This window comes from Aliidiomarina sp. (genome assembly GCF_047920995.1).
Classification (GTDB): domain Bacteria; phylum Pseudomonadota; class Gammaproteobacteria; order Enterobacterales; family Alteromonadaceae; genus Aliidiomarina.
The window spans coordinates 41,885-68,884 of sequence record NZ_JBLRWZ010000005.1 but is presented as its reverse complement, the minus strand read 5'-3'; the positions used below and the strand labels follow the sequence as shown (position 1 = coordinate 68,884).

General features: G+C 48.1%; 25 protein-coding genes. 7 read left to right on the top strand and 18 right to left on the bottom strand.

The window, feature by feature from the left end; genetic code table 11:
• Positions 1-3: 3 nt before the first annotated feature.
• Both ACNA7P_RS02595 and ACNA7P_RS02590 read right to left on the bottom strand, forming a co-directional pair.
• Positions 4-2,010: a bifunctional 2',3'-cyclic-nucleotide 2'-phosphodiesterase/3'-nucleotidase gene (locus ACNA7P_RS02595; protein WP_416257046.1), complete on the bottom strand. Its 2,007-nt coding sequence runs from the start codon at positions 2,008-2,010 to the stop codon at positions 4-6.
• A gap of 99 nt (positions 2,011-2,109) precedes the next feature.
• Positions 2,110-2,994 carry a 23S rRNA (adenine(2030)-N(6))-methyltransferase RlmJ gene (locus ACNA7P_RS02590; RefSeq protein WP_416257045.1) on the bottom strand — a complete coding sequence of 295 codons (885 nt, stop codon included), beginning with the start codon at positions 2,992-2,994 and terminating at the stop codon, positions 2,110-2,112.
• 269 nt (positions 2,995-3,263) lie between these two features.
• Between ACNA7P_RS02590 and ACNA7P_RS02585 the strand changes: the two genes are divergently transcribed.
• Entirely contained in the window at positions 3,264-4,880 is a 1,617-nt protein-coding gene (locus ACNA7P_RS02585; protein WP_416257044.1) for a serine hydrolase, read from the top strand.
• A gap of 48 nt (positions 4,881-4,928) precedes the next feature.
• Here the strand turns inward: ACNA7P_RS02585 and ACNA7P_RS02580 are convergent, their stop codons facing one another.
• The 15 genes from ACNA7P_RS02580 to ACNA7P_RS02510 all read right to left on the bottom strand — a co-directional run bounded on the left by ACNA7P_RS02580 (position 4,929) and on the right by ACNA7P_RS02510 (position 20,416).
• Positions 4,929-5,645, bottom strand: coding sequence for an RNA polymerase sigma factor FliA (locus ACNA7P_RS02580; protein ID WP_416257043.1), 717 nt, complete (start codon positions 5,643-5,645; stop codon positions 4,929-4,931).
• Between the two features lie 12 nt (positions 5,646-5,657).
• The gene (locus ACNA7P_RS02575) at positions 5,658-6,128 is read right to left on the bottom strand and encodes a hypothetical protein (protein ID WP_416257042.1); all 471 of its coding nucleotides are present in this window, start codon (positions 6,126-6,128) and stop codon (positions 5,658-5,660) included.
• A complete protein-coding gene (gene flhF, locus ACNA7P_RS02570) occupies positions 6,121-8,307 on the bottom strand; it encodes a flagellar biosynthesis protein FlhF (protein WP_416257041.1) in 2,187 nt (728 codons plus the stop codon). Before flhF ends, ACNA7P_RS02575 begins: the two co-directional genes overlap by 8 nt.
• Positions 8,304-10,388 carry a flagellar biosynthesis protein FlhA gene (gene flhA / locus ACNA7P_RS02565; RefSeq protein WP_416257040.1) on the bottom strand — a complete coding sequence of 695 codons (2,085 nt, stop codon included), beginning with the start codon at positions 10,386-10,388 and terminating at the stop codon, positions 8,304-8,306. Before flhA ends, flhF begins: the two co-directional genes overlap by 4 nt.
• Positions 10,385-11,578 carry a flagellar biosynthesis protein FlhB gene (gene flhB, locus ACNA7P_RS02560; protein ID WP_416257039.1) on the bottom strand — a complete coding sequence of 398 codons (1,194 nt, stop codon included), beginning with the start codon at positions 11,576-11,578 and terminating at the stop codon, positions 10,385-10,387. Before flhB ends, flhA begins: the two co-directional genes overlap by 4 nt.
• A gap of 131 nt (positions 11,579-11,709) precedes the next feature.
• On the bottom strand, positions 11,710-12,648 hold the full coding sequence (motB, locus tag ACNA7P_RS02555) for a flagellar motor protein MotB (protein ID WP_416257038.1): 939 nt from the start codon (positions 12,646-12,648) through the stop codon (positions 11,710-11,712).
• A gap of 2 nt (positions 12,649-12,650) precedes the next feature.
• On the bottom strand, positions 12,651-13,517 hold the full coding sequence (gene motA, locus ACNA7P_RS02550; protein ID WP_416257037.1) for a flagellar motor stator protein MotA: 867 nt from the start codon (positions 13,515-13,517) through the stop codon (positions 12,651-12,653).
• Positions 13,518-13,675: 158 nt separating this feature from the next.
• Positions 13,676-14,215, bottom strand: coding sequence for a flagellar transcriptional regulator FlhC (flhC, locus tag ACNA7P_RS02545; protein ID WP_416257036.1), 540 nt, complete (start codon positions 14,213-14,215; stop codon positions 13,676-13,678).
• 73 nt (positions 14,216-14,288) lie between these two features.
• Positions 14,289-14,591: a flagellar transcriptional regulator FlhD gene (locus tag ACNA7P_RS02540; RefSeq protein ID WP_416257035.1), complete on the bottom strand. Its 303-nt coding sequence runs from the start codon at positions 14,589-14,591 to the stop codon at positions 14,289-14,291.
• A gap of 349 nt (positions 14,592-14,940) precedes the next feature.
• Complete coding sequence (locus ACNA7P_RS02535; protein WP_416257034.1) at positions 14,941-15,219, bottom strand: EscU/YscU/HrcU family type III secretion system export apparatus switch protein; 279 nt, start codon at positions 15,217-15,219, stop codon at positions 14,941-14,943.
• On the bottom strand, positions 15,212-16,183 hold the full coding sequence (locus tag ACNA7P_RS02530; RefSeq protein WP_416257033.1) for a flagellar hook-length control protein FliK: 972 nt from the start codon (positions 16,181-16,183) through the stop codon (positions 15,212-15,214). The genes ACNA7P_RS02535 and ACNA7P_RS02530 overlap by 8 nt, the downstream gene beginning before the upstream one ends.
• Before the next feature lie 81 nt (positions 16,184-16,264).
• Complete coding sequence (fliT, locus tag ACNA7P_RS02525; protein ID WP_416257032.1) at positions 16,265-16,618, bottom strand: flagellar protein FliT; 354 nt, start codon at positions 16,616-16,618, stop codon at positions 16,265-16,267.
• Between the two features lie 2 nt (positions 16,619-16,620).
• The gene (gene fliS, locus ACNA7P_RS02520; protein ID WP_416257031.1) at positions 16,621-17,031 is read right to left on the bottom strand and encodes a flagellar export chaperone FliS; all 411 of its coding nucleotides are present in this window, start codon (positions 17,029-17,031) and stop codon (positions 16,621-16,623) included.
• Positions 17,032-17,114: 83 nt separating this feature from the next.
• Positions 17,115-18,464 (bottom strand): flagellar filament capping protein FliD, encoded by a 1,350-nt coding sequence (gene fliD, locus ACNA7P_RS02515; protein ID WP_416257030.1) that lies wholly within the window; start codon positions 18,462-18,464, stop codon positions 17,115-17,117.
• Positions 18,465-18,661: 197 nt separating this feature from the next.
• Positions 18,662-20,416, bottom strand: a complete 1,755-nt coding sequence (locus ACNA7P_RS02510) for an HD domain-containing phosphohydrolase (protein WP_416257029.1) — start codon at positions 20,414-20,416, stop codon at positions 18,662-18,664.
• 216 nt (positions 20,417-20,632) lie between these two features.
• Between ACNA7P_RS02510 and ACNA7P_RS02505 the strand changes: the two genes are divergently transcribed.
• The 3 genes from ACNA7P_RS02505 (at position 20,633) to ACNA7P_RS02495 (ending at position 22,939) form a co-directional block, all read left to right on the top strand.
• Positions 20,633-21,430, top strand: coding sequence for a flagellin (locus ACNA7P_RS02505; RefSeq protein WP_416257028.1), 798 nt, complete (start codon positions 20,633-20,635; stop codon positions 21,428-21,430).
• A 182-nt stretch (positions 21,431-21,612) separates the two neighbouring features.
• Positions 21,613-22,503 carry a DMT family transporter gene (locus ACNA7P_RS02500; protein WP_416257027.1) on the top strand — a complete coding sequence of 297 codons (891 nt, stop codon included), beginning with the start codon at positions 21,613-21,615 and terminating at the stop codon, positions 22,501-22,503.
• A gap of 91 nt (positions 22,504-22,594) precedes the next feature.
• Positions 22,595-22,939, top strand: coding sequence for a flagellar protein FlaG (locus ACNA7P_RS02495; RefSeq protein WP_416257026.1), 345 nt, complete (start codon positions 22,595-22,597; stop codon positions 22,937-22,939).
• A gap of 31 nt (positions 22,940-22,970) precedes the next feature.
• On the opposite strand, the gene fliE is transcribed toward ACNA7P_RS02495, so the two are convergent.
• Complete coding sequence (gene fliE, locus ACNA7P_RS02490; protein WP_416257025.1) at positions 22,971-23,306, bottom strand: flagellar hook-basal body complex protein FliE; 336 nt, start codon at positions 23,304-23,306, stop codon at positions 22,971-22,973.
• A 173-nt stretch (positions 23,307-23,479) separates the two neighbouring features.
• Here fliE and fliF point away from each other — a divergent pair, with 173 nt between their 5' ends.
• From fliF to ACNA7P_RS02475, 3 genes are read left to right on the top strand one after another with little or no spacing between them, the layout of a single operon-like run.
• Positions 23,480-25,231 carry a flagellar basal-body MS-ring/collar protein FliF gene (gene fliF, locus ACNA7P_RS02485; RefSeq protein WP_416257024.1) on the top strand — a complete coding sequence of 584 codons (1,752 nt, stop codon included), beginning with the start codon at positions 23,480-23,482 and terminating at the stop codon, positions 25,229-25,231.
• Positions 25,218-26,249 carry a flagellar motor switch protein FliG gene (gene fliG / locus ACNA7P_RS02480; protein WP_416257023.1) on the top strand — a complete coding sequence of 344 codons (1,032 nt, stop codon included), beginning with the start codon at positions 25,218-25,220 and terminating at the stop codon, positions 26,247-26,249. Before fliF ends, fliG begins: the two co-directional genes overlap by 14 nt.
• Positions 26,242-26,997: a flagellar assembly protein FliH gene (locus ACNA7P_RS02475; protein WP_416257022.1), complete on the top strand. Its 756-nt coding sequence runs from the start codon at positions 26,242-26,244 to the stop codon at positions 26,995-26,997. Before fliG ends, ACNA7P_RS02475 begins: the two co-directional genes overlap by 8 nt.
• Positions 26,998-27,000 lie beyond the last annotated feature (3 nt).

Below are 27,000 nucleotides of genomic sequence, written 5' to 3'. Positions count from 1 at the left end.
ACATTAATGAGCTTCACTCGCTTTTAAGTGATACACCGCATAGCCATCAGAATCCTGATCTATGCGGTGTAACCCTTCCACCAATAACGCTTCAGCTTTTCCCGCTGCGCTATCATTGCCACGAAACTCTACCGTTGCTCCTGCAGGCAAAAGAATCTGCCAGTTATGTTGTAAATCTAATGCTAATTCGCCTTCGTTCTGCGCCGTGTTGTAGCGTGCATAATCCGCAATTACTTTGCGCACCTCTTCCCCAGATGCGTACACTAAAGTACTACCATCTAATCCAGGAAAACTACCACCACCGCCTGCTCGATAATTGTTGGTAACCACCAGAAAGCGTTGTGCAAGATCGAGTAGCTCGCCTTGGTAGCGCACATTTACCACCCGCCGCGCTGCGGCGTTGATTAATTCGCCATTGCTGTTGTACCGCGGTGGTTCGCTCACAGCAAAGGCAAACTCGAGGCCACTTAAGGTATCGAAATTGTAACTCGGGAAGCGGGCAAATAATGGTTGCGCCAATGGTTGATTGGCTTCAATTTGCCGATAGGCCAACGCCGACATCTCCAACCACTCTATAATTTGTGCGCCAGTGAGCTCAACAACTTGCAGGGTATTGGGAAATACATATAAATCAACTAGGTTACCCAAGGTAAATTCACCTGCTGCAATTACGGTGTAATCATCTGCATGTTGTGAACCATTCCGAAATGGCGCTGCTGCACTTAAAATCGGTAAATCAGCTGGCAAATCACCATTCTCTTGTGCTGCTTTTGCATACCATGTTTGCGCATCATTAATAAGCTGCACCGCAGTGCTGGGTTGAATCCGCGCGAATAGGCTAGAAATACGCTCGCTTACAGCCCCTAAGGGTTGATTCAGCATTGCCAAGGTGTGCTCATGTTCGGCCATCAGTACGGCTGCAAGTTGTTCATCCTTGCGCTCATCTATCGCCGGTACAGAAACAGCACTGGCCACTACGCCCCATCCGGTTCTGGTTTGTTCCAAGGTAAGATCAATAATGCCCAAGTGGTTTCCCCAATAACCGGGCGAAACAGCGGGAATGCCGCGCACATAACCACGTTCATTATCTACGCTAGGTAAATCATCGTAGGCAGGCGAGCCAGGAAATAGTTGGTGTTGATGGCCAAATAAAATGGCATCGATACCAGGCACTGCTGCCAACTGATAGCTCGCTTGCTCAGCAAACTCTGGATAAGAAGCATAATTGCGTAACCCAGAATGAGGTATTGCAACAACAACTTCAGCGCCTTCAGCGCGCATTTGCGGCACAAAGTGCTCCGCAGCGGCTACAATATCGCGCACCCGCACTTTGCCTTGTAAATACTGTAAATCCCAACGCACAATTTGCGGCGGCAAAAAGCCAATAAAACCAACCTTAACTGAGTGCGCGTTGCCATATTGATCAATTAATGGTTTATCGAAAATTACGTAGGGCGGAAACATTGGGTTATCCCAACCTTCACTCACCTTACCCCACGTATCTTCGCTTTCTGCATGCAATACATTCGCACTAATATAAGGAAAGTTAGCGCCAGCGGCGGTAGCCTCAATAAATTCAAGACCATAGTTAAATTCGTGGTTGCCCATGTTGCCTACATCATACTGTAGGTAGTTTAAGGCGCGCATAATCGGATGGTTGTGCTCGTTAACATACCCCACGCCTTGCTCCGCAACCCAATCGCCTAAAGCGCTGCCTTGAATTAAATCACCATTATCTACTAAATAATGGTTGGGGTTTTCCGCGCGCGCCGCGTGAATAAGTGCCGCAGTGTGCACTAAACCATGCGCTTCGGTAGGCTGCTGGCGAAAATAATCAAAGCCCAACATGTAGGCATGCAAATCCGTAGTTTCCATCAAGCGCAGTTCAATTCGCGCTGGCTCCTCATTAACTGCAGGGCTGCATGCTGAAAGCATTCCTAAACTTGTAGCCAAAGCTATCATTACGGCCGCTGTTCGCAGCATCGAGCTTAAACCTTTACCGTTATTCATCTGCTCACCATTTCTCTACTTATTATTTTGCCTGCCTACTACTGGCATACCATGCTAGTACAATCGGTTTACCAGTAATTGCTCGCCCAACCCGTGCAGCTACTCGGCCACTAGCCAAGTATGTTGGTAGGTTGCTACCTCACCGTATTGCGCCAAAAATGGCTGCATCGCTTCAGTTAACTGCTGCTCTAATTGCCATGGCGGGTTCACCACTAACATACCCGCCCCATACATACCGCGCTCGCCGGCGCTTTCCTGATAACAAAATTCACTCTGCAAAATCGGTTGTTGAATCTGCTGTTGAATTTGTTCGAGTAACAACGCATGCCGCCCTGCTGGCAGCAGCGGATACCAAATAAGCACTACAGCATGTCGGCAACGTTGCATGATCATGGCCGCCGTGGCTGCCACATCTAAATATTCAGTTTTATTCTCATATGCCGGGTCTATCAGTACCAATAATCGTGGCGTTTTCGGTGGTAACTGCTGTATTACTCCAGCCAAACCATCGCCATGCACAACGCGCCCCGTGTGCCGTTGCTTGCTCGCTGTAGCGCGATCTTGCAGTGCAGCATGTTCGGCCGGGTGTAGCTCAAACACAGTATGTCGATCTTGGCTGCGGCGAAACTGCGCCACCCAACCGGGTGATCCTGGGTAGTAACGTAACTTCGCTACATCATGCAACTCACCTTGCTGGGTTGCTTCGGCATTAGCGTTATCGAGGCCCGCGAAAAAATCGGCCCAAAAGCTATTCTTTTCAAGAGCATCGCGCACCGCAATCGCTTTCGCAACACCAGCGCGAAACTCACCCTTCTTTTGTGCTTGCGCATCAGCTAAATCGTAATGCCCTTTACCCGCATGGGTGTCAAAATAATGAATTGCACTCTCTTTAGCCTGCATTCGTTGCAAGATAGCAATTAACGTAAGGTGTTTTTGCACATCGGCTGGGTTGCCAGCGTGATAGCCGTGTTGGTAACTAAGCATGAGTATCTCTGCATTATTTGAAATAAATATTAAGCGTAGCCATACCACGAATAACTTGAATATTACGCTTCATAAATGGCGGCTCTACAACCCCGTTAGAATAACCTGAATTCTAAGCATTGTCCCTACTGGCGAGGCCCGCTAGAAAATGCCCGCCATTGGCACCCGCTCATTTCCCATTTACCGGCAAATCAATTAGTCTTAAGCACTGAACGGCAACCGCGAAATTACCAGTAATACGCAAAGCAGAACAAGTAAACGGGGAATCCATGCAGTACTTAACTACACAGGCTAGAAAAACAACCATGCGCCGCACTATCGGCAGCCTTGGTATGTTGTTAGCACTTAGCACCCAAATCGCATTTGCTAGCGCTACCGCATCGAACAACGCTGTAATCGAAGCTGATGAACGGCTCGCTGGGCTTCATCAGCATATCGAAGCCACCCGCGCTCAATGGGATATCCCAGGCGTTGGCGTAGCTGTGGTGTACAAGGATGAAATCATCCATATGTCGGGCTACGGGGTATTGCAGCAGGGCGAGAATGCTAATGTAAACCCTGATACTTTATTTGGTGTAGCCTCTACCTCGAAAGCCATGACCGCAGCCTCACTGGCCATGTTGGTAGATGAAGGCAAACTGGATTGGGATGATCGGGTTATTGATCATTTACCTTGGTTTGCACTCAGCGATCCGTGGGTAACTGCAGAAGTGCGCGTTCGCGATCTACTTACGCACCGAGTTGGTGTTGGCCGCATGACCGGTAACCGCTTGCAGTTCATGCCTACCGCTTCACGCCAGCAAGTAATAGAGCAAATGCGCTATCATGAGTTTGAGGCACCCTTTCGCTCGCGGTATGTGTATAGCAACGTGATGTACTCTACTGCTGGTGAAATTATTGCTGCAATAACCGGGCAAAGCTGGGATGCATTTATGGCACAGCGGTTATTCCAACCGTTGAATATGCAACGCTCCAATACCTCAATTACCCAGTTCGCGGATGGCGATAGCAATATCGCATGGCCTCATCAGTTTATTGATGGCGAATTAGTAAAAATCGCTCGGCGCAACTTTGATAACGTAGGCCCTTCTGCTTCTGTAAATACCAGCGTGCATGATATGGCGCAATGGATGCGTTTACAGCTAGGTGAACCTGGGGTTTACAACGGCACGCGCATACTGAGTGAACAGGTAATGGCAGAAATGCACCGCCCGCAAATTGCTACCGGTAGAAACGATCGTACCGAAGCTGTGCGGGCTTACGGCTTTGGTTGGGCGCTAGATGAATACCAAGGTTTTCAGCGCAGCCAACATGGCGGTGCCACCGATGGCTTTAATACATCATTGGTGTTGGTGCCAGAGTTAGATTTGGGCATCGTGGTAATTACCAACACTTTTAGCACCTATATGCATGCGCTAGTAAACGACATTGTAGATCGTATGGCTGAATTACCAAGCCAAGATTGGAATGGCGAGTACTTCGAACGCTACAACGCCCAATACGAACGCGTGCTAGCCGAGCGCCTGGAAATTGAAGCTGAACGCGAGCTCAACACCACACCCAGCATGCCTGCCGAGCAGCTGTTAGGTAGCTACCATGATCAACAGTATGGTGAAGTTCAGGTATTTAAGAACGAGAATGGCGGTTTATCGCTGCATTTCTGGGATGACGGTGTATCTATTCTAGATCTTGAGCATTGGCATCATGATACCTATCGCGCAGCGTGGCGAAATCGTGCACAGCGTGAAAAGTTTGTGCACTTCACTCGTGCTCGCGATGGCAAGCCAGCCAGCTTAGAGGTAACATTCACATTGCGCCCAGCAATGTTACAGGTAGGTATTTATCCAACGCCTTACTACCGCAACGTTAGTTTCAAGCGCAAATAAGTTGGCCTGAATACGAAAAAACCTCCCGAACTTAGGTTCCGGAGGTTTTTACGTAATATCATCTAACACATGGGCGCGAATACGCTTAATGGCTTGGCTATGTAGCTGAGAAACCCGCGATTCGGTAACGTCTAGCACAGCCCCTATTTCCTTCAGGTTTAATTCTTCTTGGTAATACAATGCCATTACCAGTTTCTCTTTCTCGGGTAGCCTTGAAATCGCCTGCGCCACTAACTCTCTGCGCTCACCATTAAATAGCGCTTCGGCAGGTGAGCTGTATTCATTTTCAATCGCGCTCGGCTCATTGTGCTCGTTTTTCTCGAGCACCACTTCATCATATGAGAGCACCAAGCCGTTATTCGTATCGAGCAGTAGCTTATGATATTCCTCGAGCGGCATATTCAGCGCCGCCGCAATCTCACGCTCTTCAGGTGAGCGGCCAAGTTCATGGCCTAACTTACGCACACAGGCTTCTACTTCACGAGCATTGCGGCGCACGCTGCGCGGCAACCAATCACGGGAGCGCAACTCATCAATCATGGCGCCGCGAATACGTTGATGCGCAAAAGTAGAAAATGCCGCCCCGGCGTTCGCATCAAAACGGCTAAAGGCATCTAACAAACCTTCCAGCCCAGCTTGAATTAAATCATCGGTATCTACACCAGCAGGCAAGCGCACCTGCAAAGATAAGGCTTGCCGCCGAACCGCAGGGTAATATTGCTGCAAAACCGATTCTCGATTCAATTTGCCTTCAGCTGTGTACATAATTGGCTACTTCTACTCCTTATCGCTTACCGAAGAAACCCGTACGCTAATCAACTCAATATTGAAGAATTGTCGCGCACTCTCTCGCACATTGTTAATTAATCCTCGCGTAGATACAACCGGTGGGTGTAATAGCAACAAGCGCTTCGGGCCATCATTCACATGCAGCTTTCGCAGCGCGTAATAAGCTCGCTGAAAGCCGTTACTATCTGGCTCCACCCACAATGCCCAACGCGGATAGGTTGCTAGCAAATTGGCATAATTACTACTGGCAATATCTGCGGCAATAAGCTGCCATTGCTCAGCATCACCAACCCACTGCTTGCCACGCTCTGCTAAATGATGCAATTGTGCACGCACTGCATCTGTGCTGCCATCACATTGCGAAGGCAAGCCCACAACTACCAAAGTTTGCTCCGGCGTTGGCGTATGCTGTTGTTGCTTCGCCCAATCTCGTAAACCTGCAGCTTGATCACTACTCACTTCGAACTCCTGCTGCCGACATAATTTGCATTGCCGCACTTGCCTCAAACAAATGCATGATCCCACTTAAAATTTTCCGCGCATTGGCTTTGCCGCGCTTCCCCGGAATACTCAGTAAGCGCTGCCGCGCACTCAATAGCGGCGCTTTTTTGGTGTGCTCAAGGTAAATGGCCAATGCCGCCATGCTACTCGCCAAAGCCACTAAGGTATTTTGCGGTAATGCGCTATAACCCGCTTGCTCTAATAATCGATAAGCTTGGCGGCTTAAACGTGCCAACTCATCACCAGCAAGTTGCTCTAATATCAGTTGCTCACCTTCGGCTAAGCTCATGTAATCCGGCGTAAGCCAGAAGCGCCGCGCCAGATTGCTATTGCGCTCAATACTGTTTAACTCACCATACCACAACGTATAATGCGCTGATTCACCAGGCAGCGTTATCTTTTCCTGGCTAAGAATGAGCTGCGCAGCTTCACCACGATACTGTAATGGTAGTTTTGTATGGTTGTGCATTGTTGCGCGCAAAGCAAGTGCCGCTACCCGCGCTCCATCTGGCCGAACTACACGATGATTACGGTTGATTACCGCAATCCAAGGTACATTGTTATGGGCCAATTCGGCTAAGAGCTCACGCTCAGGTAATGCCGCAAACACATGTTGCTCAGCCGCAAGTTCATTGCATATCTGGGCCGTGAGTGAGCTATGCTGATCCGCAAAATTCTGCGGTAAATAAGTACAAGGCAGCATCTCACCCGCTGCTACCGAGCACGCCGCTGGTAAGTACCAACTACAGCCAGCAACTGGTTTGCTGCGCGGCCAATGCGCTGTTCTAGCTGCTGCCTTAGCCAACACCGATGTGCCATGCTGCTGCCACTCAACAAGCGCTTCCGCCTGCTCAATATTCGGCAGCTCGGCAATTTCACGTAGCTCATGCAGCTGCGAGAAAGCAGCAACCTGTTGTTGTAATTGCGCGTACAAACTTGCCAGCGTTTTGCCTTGCGCCTGCAATTTACCGGTATTTGCGCGCTGCGAAGGTGCTTCATCAACCGTTACCGAAGCCAACCATTGGCTAAACTCGGCATACTCGGCCGCCACACCATCCAGTGCCTTCTCTATCAAAACCGCCGCATCGGGCAATTCGAGATCTTCGGGTACTCGTTGGCCGTTGGATATGAAATGAAGGGTTAAACCCTCGCGAACCAATACATCGAGCGCGCCGCCTAAGCGCACCGATTCATCTACTTTAGTAAGAATACAATCATGAATATGGTTATTGGCCTGCTCGGCGTATTGTTGAAATAACTGCACCACCTCAGCGAGGGTTTCTCGCTGGCTTGCACTATTTAATAACAATACCAAGCGAGTTTTCGCCGTATTTGCAGCTCGGGTTTGTAGCTCAGAAATGCGCTGGGTAAGCCGCTGATCTCGTTGGCTCATGCCCACCGTATCTATCAGCACCAACTTCTTACCCTGCATCCGTTGCTCTAGTTGCGCGAGCCCTTCGCCATCTTCCAGAGCGTACATATCTACATTCAGAAGGCCGGCATATATTTTTAATTGCTCGCGCGCGCCTACCCGATAACCATCGGTGGTTACCAGCAATAACGCTTCAGCACCAAACTGCATTACATAATGTGCCGCTAACTTGGCGGTAGTGGTTGTTTTACCTACGCCCGTTGGGCCAACTAACGCCACTACACCATCAGCGAACAGTTCCGCTGGCATAGCGGGTAGCAACAAACGCTGTTGTAATTGTTCCGCTAACCACTGCGAGATATCCACAACCTTGTTTGCTTCTGCGCTGGGTAACGCAGAAAACTGCGCCACGATTTCGCGAATAAGCTCACCGCTAAAGCCTGCTGCTTGCAAAATATTCACCAGCTCGCGCACCGCATGTTGTGGTTTCTCTTGCGGCACTTGCGCTGCTTGCTGCTGGTTCAGCATGCTGCGCATTTCTTGTACTTCACCCAACAAACGTTGCGCTAACGCCGAAAAATCATTTAGCTGGGTGTTATCCGCTTGCGCTACTTTTTCTTCAAGCGCTTCTTCAGCCATCGCCAGAATTTCATAGCCTTCGGGAAGCTGGCGAGAAGACAAAATCATGGCATCAGCGCCTAAGCTCTCGCGAACTTGGCGCATCGCATCACGATTATTGGCACCTAAAAAGCGCCGTACACTCATTTATTCTCTCCAAGTAATGCGGTTATTTTTAATGTTCGATCATCTGGCACTTCGGCTTGCGACATTACCACAAGATAGCGCAACTGGCGGCGCAAAAAGTGCGCAAGTAACGGTCGTAAACCATGCTGTACTACCAATACCGGTGCTTCGCCCATCGCTTCTTGCCGTTCTAATGCTGTGCGTGCCTGCTCTTGTAAGGTAGCGGCTAAGCCTGGTTCCAGCGCACCACCACTATTCATAGCCTGCATTAGTACTTGTTCTAAACGTACATCGAGGCCCATCACTCGCAGCTCTCGGGCGCCGCCAAACCACTTCTGAGTTATGGCTCTGCCCAATGCCAAACGCACTTGTGCAGTAAGCTCATGCGCTTCCGGTTGCTGCCCTTCAAACTCGGCGAGGGTGTCAAAAATAGTGCGCATATCGCGAATGGGCACTTCTTCATCAAGCAAATTCTGCAAAATACGCTGCAGCACAGTAAGTGATACACATTTGGGCACCACATCTTCCACTAAACCTTGGTTCTCTTCCGCTAGCTTATCTACGAGTTGCTGAACTTCACCGCGGCCGAGCAGCTCTCCTGAGAATCGCTGTAATAAATGATTCAAGTGCGTTGCCACCACCGTGCTTGCATCTACCACCGTATAGCCATAAATTTGCGCATGTTCACGCTCGCTAGCATCAATCCAAACTGCTTCTAAACCAAAGGCTGGATCTGTAGTTGTAATGCCTTCTACCGTGCCGGTAATTTGCCCCGGGTTAATCGCTAACCACTTATCCGGATGAATTTCCGCAGCACCTACTTCACCACCTTTTAAGGTGATCACATAGCGATTCGGCGCTAGCTCTAGGTTATCGCGAATGTGTACTACCGGCGGTAAAAAACCAACATCTTGAGCAAACTTTTTCCGCACACTTTTAATACGCCCCAGCAGTTCACCTTGTTGACGCTCATCTACTAATGAAATCAAACGGTGGCCTACTTCCATGCCAAGGGTATCCACTAACTGTACATCCTTCCAAGTGGCTTCGGGCGATTCGAATTGTGCCACAGGCGCATCGGTAACCGGTTCCTCCGCAGCTCGCTTTTTCTGGCCTTGCATAATCCGCCACGCAATAAAGGCTAGCGCGGTAGTAAATAATAAGAACACGAAGTTAGGCATACCTGGCACCAACCCGAGCATACCGATTACAATCGCTGCCAATATCATTACCTTCGGATTTACGAACAGTTGGCTCACCATTTGCTGACCAACATCCTGATCGGTGTTTACCCGTGATACGGTTACACCAGCTGCGGTAGAAATTACCAATGCTGGAATTTGCGCTACCAAGCCATCACCAATAGCAAGCAAAATGTAGGTTTGCGCGGCATCACCGAAGCTTAAATTATGCTGCATGGTACCAATCATTAAACCACCAATGATGTTCACCACCATGATAATCAAACCGGCTACCGCATCGCCGCGCACAAATTTACTAGCACCATCCATCGAGCCATAGAAATCGGCTTCTTGAGCTACTTCTTGTCGGCGTTTACGCGCTTCTTCTTCGCCCACCAAACCCGCATTTAAATCTGCATCGATAGCCATTTGCTTACCGGGCATCGCATCAAGCATAAAACGTGCGCCAACTTCCGCAATACGGCCGGCACCTTTGGTAATTACCATAAAGTTAATAATTACCAAGATTAAAAACACCACTAAACCTACGGCAAAGTTACCGCCAACCAAGAATTGGCCAAAGGATTCAATTACTTTACCGGCTGCATCACCGCCGGTGTGGCCATCCATTAACACCACGCGCGTAGAGGCAACGTTTAAGGATAAGCGTAACAGCGTGGTAAACAGCAGTACCGCAGGGAAGGCCGCAAAATCGAGAGGTTTTTCGGCAAACATACTTACCAAAAGCACCATCAAGGCTAGCGCGATATTAAAGGTAAACAGTAAATCGAGAACGAACGGCGGTAATGGCAATACCATCATCGCCAAAATCATCAAGATCAGAATTGGGCCTACCAATACGGGTAAGCTGCCGGAAGATAACTTACCGAACTGATTAAGTGCAGGCATCAGCCCCTTCATTCTTTGTTCCCCTCGGGCGCATCATCATCTTGCTGATAGCGCGGATGTATTTTTCGCTCTGCCATTTGTTTTGGTACTGTTAAATGCATCGGTTTCGGCGGCGTATCGCCACCCTCTTTGCGAACCTGTTTTAAACGGAATGCCCAAGCTAATACTTCAGCCACAGCGGTGTACAATGCGGTAGGTACTTCACGATCGATATCTACGTTGTAATATAGGGCCCGTGCGAGCATTGGCGCTTCTAACCGCGGAATTCGATGTTCCTCGCCAAGTTCACGTATTTTCGCAGCAACGGCATCTGAACCTTTCGCTACCACGCGCGGGGCGCCCATTTTAACTTCATCATATTTTAATGCTACCGCGAAATGCGTAGGGTTAGTGATAATCACATCGGCCTCAGGCACCTTGCTCATCATGCGGCCTCGCGATATGGCTTGCTGCTGAGAACGGATACGCGCTTTTACGTGCGGGTCGCCGTCCGTTTCTTTGTGCTCACGCTTCACTTCTTCTTTGGTCATTTTTAGCTTTTTTGCATGCGCATATAATTGGTAAGGCACATCAATTAACACCACTACAATTAGCGTAAGCACCATTAAAAGGCCTGCTTCGGCAGCCAGTTTTAATGCGTTGGTCAATGCTTTTTGCACCGGCTGGCCCATCAGTGCCATATATTCACTGTGGCGCGAATACAAAAATGTAATTAACACCCCGCCCACCAACAGTGTTTTAGCAACCGCCTTGCCCAATTCCGCCAAAGCTTGGCTAGAAAAAATACGCTTCAGGCCTTTCACTGGGTTTAGCTTGGAAAGCTGCGGCTTCATGCCTTTTCCTGAAATCACCCAGCCACCTAATAAAGCAGGCGCCACCAATGCGAGCACTACCATCAACATGAACAGTGGCATTAGCGCAAACAAGCTCTTTAGCGCTAAGTTCGCCACTTTGGAAAGCATTGGAGCAACATCAAACGCATGTTGGCGCTCAAACAAAAACGATTGCTCCATCACCGAGCCCACTTGCTCGAACAACGCTGAGCTCATTCCCCATAAGCCGATAATGCCACCAAACAACAAAACAAAGGTGGTGAGCTCGCGTGATCGCGCAACCTGCCCTTCCTCACGCGCTTTCTGTAAGCGCCTGGGCGTGGCGGGTTCTGTTTTATCAGCTTCGTCGCTTGTGCTTTGCTCAGCCATGATTCACTCAGAGTTTCGGCAATTTTCAGGAATTAGCGCTTATTTTGCCGCAAAGCAAGCATCGTTGAATGGCAAAAAAGCGCCTGTTTAGAGGCGCTTTTCTCAAGGATTAATAAATAATTAAGGAAAGATTATAAAAATAGTGAGGTTGGCTCTTGGTCTATTTGCAAACCACCCTCGCCTAATTCTTCGTTTAGCTCTTCTTGCAGTAGCCGCTCAAACTCCTCTGCATCGCCCGGTAATAAGCCCTGTCGGCGAATAAAATCAGCAGATTGCTCGGTATGCAATACCAGAGTGATACGGCGGTTCATAGGATCTCGAGGATCGGCACCCTCAAGTGGGATACGATCGGCCATACCGGAAATAGAAATGAGTTTATCTGGGTCTAGTCCACCAGCAACTAGCTCCCGCCGCGAAGCATTCGCACGATCCGATGAAAGCTCCCAGTTACTGTAACCCACGTAGCCACCAGAATAAGGAATACTATCGGTATGCCCACTGATGGTGAGCTCGTTATCTACAGAGTTCAGAATCGGCGCAATAGTTCTTAGCAAACGGCCCATATAAGGGGCTACAGTAGGAGAGCCAATCTCAAACATTGGCCGTTGATCGGTATCCATCATTTGAATGCGCAAGCCTTCGCGGGTTAAATCTAAGCGCATTTGTGCTTGTAACTGCCGCAAAGCTGGATCTGCTTGAATAGCGCGTTCAATTTGCCGTTGGATATTTTGGAAATGCCTACGCACATCGGCCGGCCGCGTTTGCATGCGATAATCGATGCGCATTTGCTCGCCGTCTTGGTGGGCACGATCTGGGCCACCGCCGGGAATAACTCGGCTTGGCGAACCATCTCTAGGCCCACCCATAATCGCCACAGATAAAGGGGTTTGGAAATACTCAGCTACTGCTGCTCGCTGCTCATCATCAGCCATGGAAAGAATCCACATTACCAAAAATAACGCCATCAACGCTGTCATAAAATCGGCCAGCGCAATTTTCCATGCCCCACCATGATGGGCATGAACTACTTTTTTTCGGCGAATTATTATCGGACGATGATCTTCAGCCATACCTACGACTCCGTTGGCTTAGTACCGCGAACATATTCTTCTAGCTCAATAAATGATGGGCGTTCAACTAAATCCAGAGCTTTACGGCCGAACTCAACTGCAAGCTGCGGCGCATAACCGTTCATGCTCGCAAGCAAAGTAACCCGCACACACTGAAGTGATTTTAAGCCCTCGGCAATTTGCCGCTCAATTCGTGTTGCCAGTGGGCTAATAAAACCATAACCCAATAAGATACCAAGAAAGGTTCCGATTAACGCATGAGCAATCATTTCACCCATCACATCTGCCGAGGCATCTGCATAAGTTAGTGCTTTTACTACACCTAATACGGCGGCAACGATACCAAATGCTGGCATCGCATCACCTACTTTAGCGATCGCATCTGCGGGCACATGGGCTTCTATTTCAAAGGATTCAATTTCGTGCAGCATAAGCTCATCGAGCTCATGAGGGTTCATGTTGCCGCTAATCATTAAACGCAAATAATCGGTAATGAAGTTACGCAACATATCATCACTTAATACGGCAGGATGCTCTTGAAACAACGCACTTTCTTGTGGTTCTTCAATATCACGCTCAACGGCTAACATACCATCACGGCGCATTTTATTAAGTAGCTTGTAAAGCAGCGCCATTAAATCCATGTACACCGCTTTGTTGTACTTGGTGGTGGCTTTTAATTTCTTGGTTATGTTAAACGTAGCTTTAATGGCTTTACCGTTATTCGCCGCAATAAATGCACCAACACCGGCACCACCAATCATTAAAATTTCTAGTGGCTGCCAAATCGGCCCAAGTTGACCGCCGGCGAGAGCAAAACCGCCGAATACGGAAAAAATAACAACTAAAAACCCCAACGCGATGAGCACAGGCTACCCCTCAATTATCTACTTCTTTTGCTGTTAACAGGCATTACTACAATGCTAATACTCACCTAATTCCAGCAGCAATTATGATTGTTCTCAGTTTATCGGCGGCGCGCCAGAAAACTTAAGTGCTTATTCACCATTATTCGAGGGTACTTTGCCTACTTGCGCGGGTTTTTTAGCTTGGCTTTACCGGGTTTTCCTGCACGAGAAGGAGGTTGGCAGATACCACACACATAATCTGTATCTGGGGTGTGGGCATGATTAACAAACTGCAATTGGCATTGGTTACACGTAGAAAGTTGAAACATATTGCTTTCAAAAAACCTTAGTAATGTCCAAGCACGGGTTAAACCTAACACTTGCTCGCCACCGGTAGATTCAACATGCTCGTTATATAGGCGATATGCTTTGGTAAACGCAGCCATGCGATCCAGCTCGGGGTGCTCAGCTAAATTCATATAAATTGAGTAGAATAGGGACGAGTGGATATTGGGTAACCATGTCATAAACCAATCGGTTGAGAAAGGGAGTAAACCTTTCGGGGGCGATTCGCCTTTTACTTCTTTATACAGCCGAACCAACCTACCACGGTTCAATTCCACTTCAGATTCTAAAACCTGCAAGCGCGCCCCGAGCTCAATTAGCTCGATGGCCAGCTGTACTTGGTTCATTTCATCTAATAGTTTTTTTTCTGACACGGCTTTTTTACCCTACGCAAGCTTACCTGCAAAAATAGCGGCTAGGCATGCTTAATGCGCATACTTAAACTGGCTAGCGCGTAGATGCCATTAACATTGCTAAGTGAGTTTGCGTAAGCCCTGTTTCACGCTTACTACGCAAAACATGTTGCAGCTGTTCAGCATTATCTGCACACGGGCGAAGCACAAATTGACCTTGAGTAGCCAACCAAGTGATTTCACGAACAGACATCGATGACAATAAATCAGCCATTTCAGAGCCTAGTTTCAACCGAAACATTGCCGCATCTCGATCTTCAGTAAGCATTTTCTGTATGAGTAGTAAATACGCAAGGTTGAGTTCTTGGAACTCTTCCAAAGTTTTTGTGGTTTCCAAAATGCCGATCTCCCGTGTTTCTCGTTAAGAGAAATGGTGAAGCGTGATATGTTTTTTGCAATCATCGCAGGATTAACGTGCTACTTATTATTATTGTTGTTAACCATTTGTTATTGATAACGCGATTCAGTTTGTTCGTCAAGACATGACGCAGCAACTATTTCCATCATCTTTACGCTAACTTTATAAAGCATCGTATCCGATGTGTATGTAGGTGGAAACCCCTGAAAAACGTAAAGATCGTAGGCAATCACTTAAGTTACTGAACCTTTAGTCTTTTCGCCTGTTTGTTTTTTGAGCTAACGAAATCTACAGAGCCGCGATAATAACAGCTTGCAGGCGTTCTGTTCTAGTTTTCGTCTGAATGCGCCACTTCTTGCAACCATATCAATAGTTCAACCAACACTTCGCGTAACGAATCAGGTAAATAATCATCTGGGTTTAAATGCATTAAGAGGCCAACGAGTTCTGGTGCATCATGCACATAAATGTCATGTTTTTTTGCTTCAGCAATAATTCGTTCAGCAAATTCACCATAACCTTGCGCTAAAATTTCTGGTTGTGTTCCCCCAGTTCCATAACCTAAGGCAACAGCACCTCGCCGCTTGTGCCAATCTTGCTTACTCATCGTTTGGCTCCTCACGATTGCGAGTTTCTACGTTCACTTCCGTTAAACCTAGCTTGCTAAGCCGCTCACGCAAAATACTCTCTTTGCCGGCGAGCTTGTGGATCACGCTCTCATCGGCCACGAACAACAAATGCAGCTGTTTCTCGTGTAAATGCACACCCACAGATAAATCACCAAGCCCCTGTACGGAAAGTTCTAGTTCCGAGCGCCAGCTCTTCGCCGATTTCGCTTGGGTTTGCTCACTTTGCTGTCCGGCGCGCGGATCGGCCATCATGGGTTGCAAAAAAAGCGCCATAAAAATGCCTTGCCAGATATCGCCTTCCCAACGCAGCACCGGCGTACTCAACATTTCCAGCTGTTGCCGCACAATGGGCTGCAAAGGCTCCGGCACTGGTGCGCCTATTCCACGTTCGCCGCCGCGCGCAGCGTTATCCGCTTGGCTCGCATGAAATTGCATTTGTGGTTGCTGCTGCAAACGATGCAGTGGTGCTTCGCCACGAAACCATTTACTGAGGGTGGTTTCATAAAACACGCCGCTATTGCGAATGCTTTGCTCAAGCCGCTCATTCAACAAGGAAGGGGTAATTGCCTCACCGGGAAGTAGCAACGGTTGGCCGGGCCGAATCGCCGAGCCCGGCGCTGGATATTGCATAAGCACATCGGCAATCGCTCGGCCAGCATTGGAAAGTGCCGTATAAGTAGAAGTATTTGCTGGGGGTAATGGTTGTAGTTGCTGATAGCTCGCTTGCGCTAATTTGCCACCAGTGCGCAATTGCGGCTGAGTGGCATGAGCTTGCGAGTTGGCTCTTGCATCAAGCCGAGAATCGCTTTGTAGTGCACGCGGCCCTTCACCTGGGTCTACTGCACGCACTGGTTGATTGAGGTTTTTTTGCGCTGTTAAATCGCCTTTGGGGCCCAACACTTGGTGCAGGAGCGTATCGAGCAGAGGGGTAATACCGCTCATATTCTACCTCCTCACATTATCAGTACTGAGTGTGTGCCTTGTTAGCCCGCTGTGCTCATAACATCGTACAATAAGCAAGCGTTATGATAAGTAAGCGTTGTCTACTTTACGTTTTTTAGATGCTGCAGAAAGCATTTTTTCAAGCTCGCTGCGCCGCTGCGTAAGCCGCTCGCGAATCTCTTGATCTTGTTGTAAAAGCGTTGCAAGCAGTTGCAATTTCTGTTGTTGCTGATGCTCTGTTAACATGGCGTCAAGCTCATGTTGCTGCAAACGCTCTACTTCACGAACGTAGGCAACTTCGCTATCAATCAACTTGGTCCAATCGTCTTCACGAGCGTGCGTGAGCATTTCCGCAGAAAAACTCAATAACCGCTTATAGGCTGCAACCACTTCGGTTCCCTCCATTACTGGTTTCAAATACGCCCGCACACCCATCTTTAAGCTCCCTGCCTCGCTGCCGCGGCTTGCTGACCAATTTCTTTCCATGCTGATCCTATATTTTCTAAAAGCGTTGCAGCTTCATCTAGTTTTTGTTCATCATTGTGTAAATTAGCCTTTAAAAGCAACGACGCAACATAGCCATATAGCCCTTCTAAACGCTCGGCTAACTCGCCACCTTTATCTTTATCGAGTGCTGCCAATAAACCGCTATTCACAATATCTAACGCTTTCGATATCGCTTTGCCTTTTTCTGCCATGTTGCCGTTCTGCATGTGCAATTTGGCGGCCTTTATGGCTGCTTGTGCACCATCGAACAACATCGAGATCAGCTGATGCGGGCTTGCCGAAAGCACATTGCTCTCAACACTAACGCGGCCATAGGCTGCTGCTCCTCGCATTGCATACATAACTGCTCTCCTATCTGTGCTTATTCATTTGGCTGTATGGTTCAGGTTCGTGTGCAAGCCAGCAAACCAACTCCGCTCACTTATTAATTACGGCCCAATTGCGCGTTCAAAATATCGAACTGCTGGGTTAAATACATACTGGTTGAGTTCATATTGGCCACCATTGAATCTAGGCGTGCAAACTGAGTGCGGAAGCGATCAATGGTTTTATCAATACTCTCTTCCATGCGCATAAAACGATCATCTAACCTACGCATGCTATCTTGCAGGCCTTTTGTGGTGTTCTTTATTGGGCCATTATCTTGTAATAATTGCTTAATACTTACATCAATTTTACCGCTTAAGCCGCCCTCAGCACTGGTACCAGCAAAAAACGTTGCTAAATCGGTCATGTTGCTGCCGGCGAGCTCCGCCAACTTGCTTTCATTCAGAGTAAGCTTGCCATCCAGGCCTAAATCGATTCCTACATCACGCAGCATGCGCATGTTGCCGTCTTCAACACCCGAACCCATAATGCTGCGCATCCGCGATTGCACGGTACGAAGGGTTGAATCACCTAATAACGAACCATTCGTGCCGCCCTCACCACCAAATCGGGTTAAATCGCCAATCACGGTTTGCAGATTGTTGTATTTCTCCACAAACTCTTTAATCGCCGTTTCGGTTAGTTCTGCATCGCGGGTTATAGAAACCGTGCTCGAGCCTTGTTCTTGTAAATCTAAGGTAACGCCTTGAATGGCGCCTTCAACTCGGTTGCTCTGACTAGTAATGTTAATGCCATTCACATTCAGCATGGCGTTTTGAGCTTCTTGCTCGGTGGCTAAATCAAGAGTTAACTCACCACCTAGCGCACCAAAATCAATATTGGTGATGCCGGCATCTGTGCCCGTTGCCGTTGAGCTCATTACCAAGCGATACGGAGTACCGCTACCATCGTTTACGATTGAAGCTTGCACACCACCATTGGCATTGTTAATGGCGTTACGAATATCCACTAATGAGCTTTGTTCCGGATCGATAGCAACATCGAGCGTATCGCCATTGCCCAAAGTAAAGGAAAGATTACCGCCACCTAAATTAGCGTTTTGATCGGCTACACCAGTGGTTGCTACGCTGTATGCTTCCGCGCGATCAAGTACATTTACTGTATACGTGCCAATAGGGGCTGTAGGGCTTGCGGCTACTGTTACTGCAGAACCAGAAGCGGTACTGGCAACCCCCTGAAACGTTGCCGCTTTATTCAGTTTAGCGGCAGCTTCTTGAAAACTTGATAGTGCGTTCTCAATCCGCCCGTAAGCGGAGATCTTCGCCTGCTGTAATTGCTTCTGCTGCGTAATAGGCTGCAGCTTCTGACGCTCAGCTGCTGCCAACTGATCGAGAAGCCCATTAAGGTCCATTCCTGAACCGATACCTAATGCTGAAATTGAAGCCATTGCGTTACCTTCTAACTAATGTGGGTGTTGTTAACTTTTCGATTTCACAAACGGAATTTCATTAACGCACGTGCAATCAACAGTATAGTTATTTCTACAACACTCTATTTATATTGTCAGCTTTTGCACAAAGTAATTGCTAAAAAAGCTATGCAAAATACAGCTTATTCAATTTATCGGCGCCGTTCGCAAAAACTTTAGAAGTCTGTTTCTAGAACTTCTACCAACTCGCCAAGTGCTTCTAATGCTGAGCCTTCGAGTGGTGCGGGCATATCAAATTGCGGCGGGCCTTCATTCTCAGTAAGTACTACTTGGCGGATATTGCGCCGATCATCCAAACCGGTTACCCAAGCCAATTGATTATCGTTACTGAAGCGCACTAACGAACCCACCGGAATCATGCCGAAATGGCGAATGTAGCGCTCAACCCATTCGTAATCGAACTGGGTTAGATTGTTCAACAGATAGCGATATGCCGTTTCTGCGGTTTGCCCCGCCCGATCGGCTCGAGGCCTACACATCGCATCTACCGCATCGATTACCGCCCCCATCCGTGAAAGCTGCCCGAGATCGGCCGCCTTTAAGCCGTTCGGATACCCGGTGCCATCAAGGCGTTCGTTAATCCGTTCTATTATCCCTTCTTTCACCGCGGCCGCCAGCCATTTACAACCATCCATTTGATGCAGCAATAGTGCTACATGCGATTGCATGCGAATATAGGAATCACGGCTTAACGTACTCGCCTTCCAGAGCGAACTTGGCAGCATGCCCTTGCCCAGATCATGAATCATAGCCGAAGCCACCATTGCCTTCTCTAAATCACGCGGCAGCTTCGTTTGGCTATGCGCCAAATCAATCATACGCACCGCCACACTTAAGCCATGAGTTACCCATTGTGATTCGCGGTGCATACAGCGTAAGGCGAATAAAGAACCTTCGCGGTCGTCTTTTATAATGTCGAGTAATTTATCAGCATGCGCAGAAAGCTGGCTGGAGTTCACCTGCTGGCCTTGCCGCAGAGCTACCATTTGGCTATCCAAGTAGCCAGCAATGCGCGCCATGCGCCTAGCAATTGGTGTGGCATATTTCTCACCTTGCCGCCTACCTAATAAAGCCGCACTTTCTTCTTTCATTTCAAATAGTGGTGAAGGTGTTTTTGAACTGCCCTCGCCAGCATTGCGGGAAGCTTCCCGCTCAATCTCCCGCACAAAGCTCCATAATTGCTTTTCTTGAGCCTTGCTTACATTAGTAAACTCGATACCTACAGTAAGAACCTGCCGATCAGGATCGGTTTTTATATGGCGCACTTCGCCTTCAATTGGGAATTGCGTGCCATCTGGAAAACAAAGATCTAATTGCGATTGCATGCTATTAATTACTTTCGATGCACCATCTAAAGCTGAAAATTCAACCAACGCACCCGTTGCAGAAAGATCTTTTAAATCGCCAATCAACTCTACCGTATGGGTTTCTGTTTCTTCTTGCGCATCTTCTGCTTGTACATCTACCGCTTCAGGTTTGCTGCGTTTTTTAACCGCTTGTTCTGCTCGTAAGCGCACACCTACATCCATACCAATGCGTAAATGTGCTCGGAATGCTGCTCTACGCTGCCGTAAATCCAGGCCGGTGGGCCATGGTGATTTACTAAGCAAACGCCCTTCTTTATCCGTAAATTCGTTCATTTTCATCGGTGTTGAACGAATCATTCCAGCGTGGCTTTGCCCAAGCAGTAAAAACTCCACCCCGCGGCGCAATTTCGGCGCCAGCTCACGAATAGCCGTTAAATCAAACTCCAGATATTCATTTTCTGCCAAGTTTAATAGCACAACCGGAAATGGCTTCGCCTCAGCAGCATTTAATTTAATCTGCGCCGCTCCAGGCTGGGTCATTGTTTCTAGTAAGGCCGCAACCTCCATCTCACTCGAAACCGGCGAATACTCTTCTTCTTGCACGCGTTATCTTCCTTTTTCCATACAGCGCAATTTATGGTTGTGCGCGTTATGTTAATTCTATCGGCATTCGCAAGTAAAACTATAGCTGCGCGGCAGAAAACTTAGCTTTTGAAAGTTTTTTTTAAACTGCGCTAAAGTTTTTTTCCCCAGCACCGATAACTAGGATTGACGGCAGGCAGCACGCCGGCCATTTTTGAAAACAGAAGGAAAAAGACTATGTCAGTAATTAATACCAACATGACCTCGCTGATTGGTCAGCAAAACCTACAGAAGTCTCAGTCTGCACTGCAAACTTCTATGGAGCGTCTGTCTTCAGGCCTGCGTATTAACAGCGCCAAAGACGATGCTGCTGGTCAAGCAATTGCCAACAAAATGACTGCGCAAATCCGTGGCTTAACCCAAGCACAACGGAACGCGAACGACGGTATCTCTTTAGCACAAACAGCTGAAGGTAACCTAAACCAAGTAAACGACAACTTGCAACGTATTCGTGAGTTGGCCGTGCAAGCACAAAACAGCACAAACTCTGCTACTGATATCGCTTCTTTGCAAGCAGAAGTAGACGAGCGTTTAGCTGAAATCACGCGTGTTGTTGAACAAGCTGAATTCAACGGTATCTCGTTGTTTGACCCAGCAGAAGACTTCACCTTACAAGTTGGCGCCAACGATGGACAAACAATTACCATCGCATCTGCTGATTTAGCTTCAGCTGCATTTGATATCGCTGCTTACGATTTAGAAACTGGCGATCTTGCAACGCTTGATACTGCAATCTCAGCAGTTGACGAAACGCGTTCTAAGTTAGGTGCGGTGCAAAACCGTCTTGAATCTGCAATCGACAACATTGCAACTACTGTTACTAACTTATCAGCTGCTCGTTCACGTATCGAAGATGCAGACTACGCAGTAGAAGTTTCTAACATGACCCGTGCACAGATTTTGCAACAGGCTGGTACTTCAGTACTTGCGCAAGCAAACCAGGTGCCACAGTCAGTTCTTTCTTTACTGGGTTAATTTTCTCTTTAAAGCATACAAAAGCGCCTACGGGCGCTTTTTTGTTGCCTGCAAGCCAAGTTCTTTCGCGCAGCCACTTTGCATCTCGTTAGTAAAACTTATCTGCCTTGCTAGCCCTTCTGCAATTGCTTCCACAGCCCCACTCTTTATAATCGGTACAAAGCCTTTACTTCCGAGTACCTATGCCTAAGCAACACCTGCATGCAGCATCTGAACATATCAGCCGCGGTACTATTTTTATGCTACTGGCAGTATTTTGCTTTGCCTTAATGGATGTGGCAATGAAGCAACTCGCTGGGCACATGAGTTCGATGCAAGTGGCATTCTTTCGTGGGGCTACTTCACTGCCATTTGTGCTGGTGTGGGTAATAATGAATAATCGCTTACAGCGCATTAAACCGAATCGCTGGAAGCTCCATGTGCTGCGCGGTGCGGTGAGTATTTTGTTCTTAATTTTAACCGTTATTACCCTACGAGAACTGCCGCTGGCAAATGCCTACGCCATCTTTTTTGTGGCCCCGCTCATTATTACCTTACTATCAGTGCCACTGTTAAAAGAAAAAGTGGGCATTCACCGTTACAGTGCTGTTGCGGTTGGTTTTATTGGCGTACTGGTAATGCTGAACCCAAATGCCATGGGCTTTCTATCCTACGGGGTAATCACCGGCCTGGCGGCCACTTTGGGCTACAGCATAGTAATGATTCTCGTGCGCATTATGCACCGTACTGAGCATTCGGAATCACTCATGTTTTTCTTTGTATTAAGCCTCACCATTGGCTGCGGGTTCTTTGCGCTGTTCGATTGGCGCCCCATTACTTTAAGCGATATGCCTTGGTTATTTGCCCTTGGGTTTTCCGGCGCTATTGCCCAGTATCTGCTAACGGAGGCCTATCGATTGGCCCCGCCTTCGGTGCTATCTTCGTTTGAATACACAGCCATGATTTGGGCCTTGTTGCTTGGCTATTGGCTGTGGGGTGAGTGGCCTGGTGCGGGTGTATTAGTAGGTGCCGCAATTGTAATTGCCAGTGGTATCTATATCAGCCATAGGGAAGCACGGCGCAAGCAGCATTAAGAAACGGTTATAAATTGTGCTAAAGTTATTTTGCTTGCTACCGATAATAACTCTAATAACCGCGTTTTCGTGCGCAACAGGGGCATTTATTATGACAAATCCAATCGGCGAATTATCCAACAATTGGGCGGCATCATTTGCCGCCTCCGAAAAGCAACGCTCTGATAAAGTAATGCAAAACTTGCCTGCGCAGAAAGGCGAAGTTGCTGCGCGCGAAGTATCTGAGCAAGAATTAGTGCCGCCACTGCAACAGATTAATGAAGTGCTAAACCCGTATGGCGTGCAGTTCGAGGTTTCGCAGGGCCAGCCTGTAGTAGTGCAGATTATCGATACCAAATCCGGTGATGTGATTCGGCAAATTCCTTCTGAAGAAGTGTTGCGCGCTGCCGAGCAGCTAGCAGATTTTCGCGGTGTGTTGTTTAACAGCGAAGCCTAAAGCGGCTTCGCTAGTTTTATGAATGTGTAGGCTACACATTCATATTCATGATTTCTTTATACGCATTCACCATACGATTCCGCACCTGCACACCCATCTCAAAGGCAATTCCTGCTTTTTGCGAATCAACCATCACATCATTTAACGAAACCCGCGGATCACCCATTTGAAAGGCTTCTGTTTTCGCAGCTGAAATTTGCTGCAAATCATTGATGCGATTAATAGATGCTTTTAATTCATTGGCAAAGCCTGTGGGCTGGGCACCATTATTTGCTGCAATTGGCTTTGTATTCGCGGCCTGCCCCGCAGCTTGGGTTTGCAACGCCTGCATTTGTTGTAAAGCTGATTGTATTCCGGCAACACTCATTGAAAACTCCTACCCATACTTGATTGGCACAAAGAATAGCAACCTGTGGCAAATTCGAATGCTTTAAATAAAGCAAAAAAAGTGCCTTTTTTGCTCCTTTGTTTGCGAAATAGCCCGCCATAATGTCATCCATGAAAAAACCCTTTAACGCACACTAATTACGCAAAGAGCCCATGGAATCGACATTGAACCCGCAAAGTAACGCCGCAGCAGCTGCACCAGCGCAACAAAATCAGCTGGATAAGTTGTTGGGCTTAATCCGTGGCAATTCACTGCTGCCCATATTAATTGGTGGCGCGGCGTTTATTGCCGTAGTGGTTGCCTTAATCATGTGGGCCTCTACCCCTGAATATCGCGTTTTATATAGCAACTTAAGCGAAGCCGATGGCGGCCGCATTGTTGCAGAGTTAGAAACGCAACGCGTGCCTTATCAACTATCCGCTGGTGGTACGAGCATCTTAGTACCTAGCAATCAAGTGCATCGCATTCGTTTGGGTATGGCCGAGCAAGGCTTACCCCATGGCGGCAATGTTGGCTTTTCTATCATGGATAGCCAAGCGTTCGGCATTAGCCAATTTGCCGAACAAGTAAACTTTCAGCGAGCATTAGAAGGCGAATTAGCCAGTTCCATGGAATCGCTTGGCCCCGTGAATCGGGCGCGGGTACATTTAGCCATGGCCAAGCCTTCGGTGTTCGTGCGGGATCGGGAACCGGCCAAAGCATCGGTTATCTTGAATTTGCATACAGGCCGTTCGTTAGGCGAAGGCCAAGTGAACGCCATTGTGCATATGGTTTCCAGTTCGGTACCAGAGCTCACCGCAGAGAATGTTACCGTAGTTGATCAACAAGGCAATTTGCTTTCAAACAGTGGCCAAACAAGTGATTTGAGCGGCACTGAATTAAGTTACACAGAAGAAATAGAAGGCACCTATCAACGCCGCATCGAAGAAATTTTAGCGCCAATCTTAGGCCGCCAAAATATTAGCGCCCGCATTACTGCACAAATCGATTTCTCACGTGTTGAAGAAACCTCTGAGCGTTATAGCCCGAATCAAACTCCCGAGGCTGCTGCCGTACGCAGTATCCAAAGCAACCTTTCCTATCAAGGTGAAGGGGAGTTTATTGGCGGCGTGCCAGGTGCACTATCAAATACACCACCCGGCATTGTTACCGCACCTATTGAAACACCTGCTGAAGGCGAAGAGGCCGGCAACGGCGCCACAAATAACGGCAACCGCAATGTGCGGCAAGATAATATTGTGAACTATGAGGTAGATCGCAATATCGCCCATATCCAGCACCAGCGCGGCCGCTTGCAACGCTTATCAGCGGCGGTAGTGGTGAATAATCGTTCTGGCATAGATGAAGAAGGTAATCCGATTACCATTCCGCTCGATGAAAATGAACTTGCCCAAATTGATCGGTTGGTTCGCCAAGCCATGGGCTTTAACGCCGAACGGGGTGATCAACTCGAAGTAGTGAATAGCCTCTTTATCGCCAGCGCCGATCCATTAGCAATCGAGCCACGCGAATGGTGGCAAGAACCGGATATGCAGCAACTTTTAATAAGTGTTGGCCGTTACGTGCTTGCAGCACTGGGTATTTTGCTAGCGTATTTATTGGTATTACGGCCCATGATTAAGCGCCGTTTCGTGAAGGTAAGTGAAGAGCAGGCAGCCGCGGAACTCGCTGAAGAGAAACAAACCCGCCGATTACGCGCAGTAGTTGGCGACGACGATGATGCTATTGAGAAAGGCAAAGACGAAGACGTTGATACCATGACCTTTAACTGGCCGAAGAAGAAAAATCTTACCGCCTATGATGAAGCATTGAAGAAAACTCAAGAAATAGCACGCCAGAAGCCTCGCCAAGTAGCGCGTATTGTGCAGAACTGGTTACAGGAGGATGAGCATGTCCGAGATTGATCGCGCCACTGAAGAGCGTAACAACTTCGAGAACATGACCGGCTTGCGGAAAAGTTCGATTATGTTGCTAGCGCTGGATGAAGATACTGCGGTAGAGGTGTTTAAACACTTTACGCCGCAACAAATTCAACGCATCAGTAAAGAAATGACACGCTTGCAGAATGTTTCTCGCAATGAAATACGCTGGGTGCTGGAGCAATTCCATGAGGATTTATCCAATGCACCACCCGTGGATGAATACGATGGCTACATCCGTTCTGTGCTTACCAAAGCGTTAGGCAGCGAGCGTGCCTCTACATTAATTGAAGATGTACTGGATCAGAAAGCCGGTAACTACGGTATTGATGCGCTGAACTTAATGGATGTGCCAGAAGTTGCTGAACTGATTCGCGATGAGCATCCGCAGATTATTGCTACCATTCTTATTCACCTCGATCGCCAGCAAGCGGCTGGAGTGTTGGAGCTCTTTGAAGAGCGCTTACGCAATGATGTTGTTTTACGGGTAGCCACATTTACCGGCGTTCAGCCGGCCGCGTTACAAGAACTTACCGAAGTACTTGGCGGTATGTTGGATGGCCAGAACTTGAAGCGCAGCAAAATGGGTGGCGTAAGAACAGCTGCCGAGATTCTCAACTTAATGAGTGCTGGCCAAGAAGATACCGCACTCGAGAATATTCGTGCTTACAACGACGAATTGGCGGCGAAAATTATCGACGAAATGTTCTTGTTCGAAAACCTTATCGATCTCGACGACCGCAGCATTCAAGTATTGCTTAAGCAAATCGATACCAATGTATTGGTTATAGCCCTTAAAGGCGCCGAAGAAGAGCTGGTGGATAAGTTTTTACGCAATATGTCGCAACGAGCTGGCCAATTGGTGCGCGAAGAAATGGAAACCCGCGGCCCTGTGCGCTTATCGCAAGTGGAAGCCGAACAGAAAGCAATTTTGGCTATCACTCGCCGCCTCGCCGATGCCGGCGAAGTAATGCTAAGCAGCGGAGACGATACCTATGTTTAAGCCTTTTTCTACTGCAGACCTTAAATCTGAGCACGAAGATCTCTCAGAAACTAAGGTTGTGCCTGGAGAAAAATGGCGGAAATGGCAGCTTGAGCAATTGCCTTCGAAAGAACAGCAACAAGCTCGGCTTGCTGAAGCCGAAACCAAAACCTTCGTGCGTGATGCAGAACTAACGAAGTTGCGGGAAACCGCACGCCAAGAAGCGTGGGAAGAAGGCTTTACGGAAGGCAGCAAAAGTGGTTATGAGGCCGGATACAGCGAAGGCCTTGCCGCAGCTAAAGCCGCCGTAGAAGCAGAGAAGCAACAGCAAATTGCAACAGCAGTAACACCAATTCAAAACCTAGCCAGTGCTTTTAGCGAAGCGCTGGCTGAGTTAGATGAAGCCGTAGCAGAGCAACTGGTTAAATTAGCCTTCGATACCGGCAACCAATTAGCTCGCGATCATCTTGATGCGAACCCAGAGGTGGTACTAAAGATTGTTCGTGAGCTTATGCATACCGAACCAACCTTCACCAACAAACCACGCTTGTTGGTAAACCCAAACGATTTCTCGCTAATCGAAGAGCATTTGCGGGATGAGCTACAGGCAGCGGGATGGAAGCTGGTTTCCGACGATCGGTTAAGCCGTGGCGGCTGCCGGTTGGTAAGCCAAACCGGTGAACGTGATGCAAGTTGGGAAAGCCGCTGGCAAGCATTAGCAACGAAAATGCTAGCTAACGAAAATAGCACTACAGGAGATAGCGAATGAGCG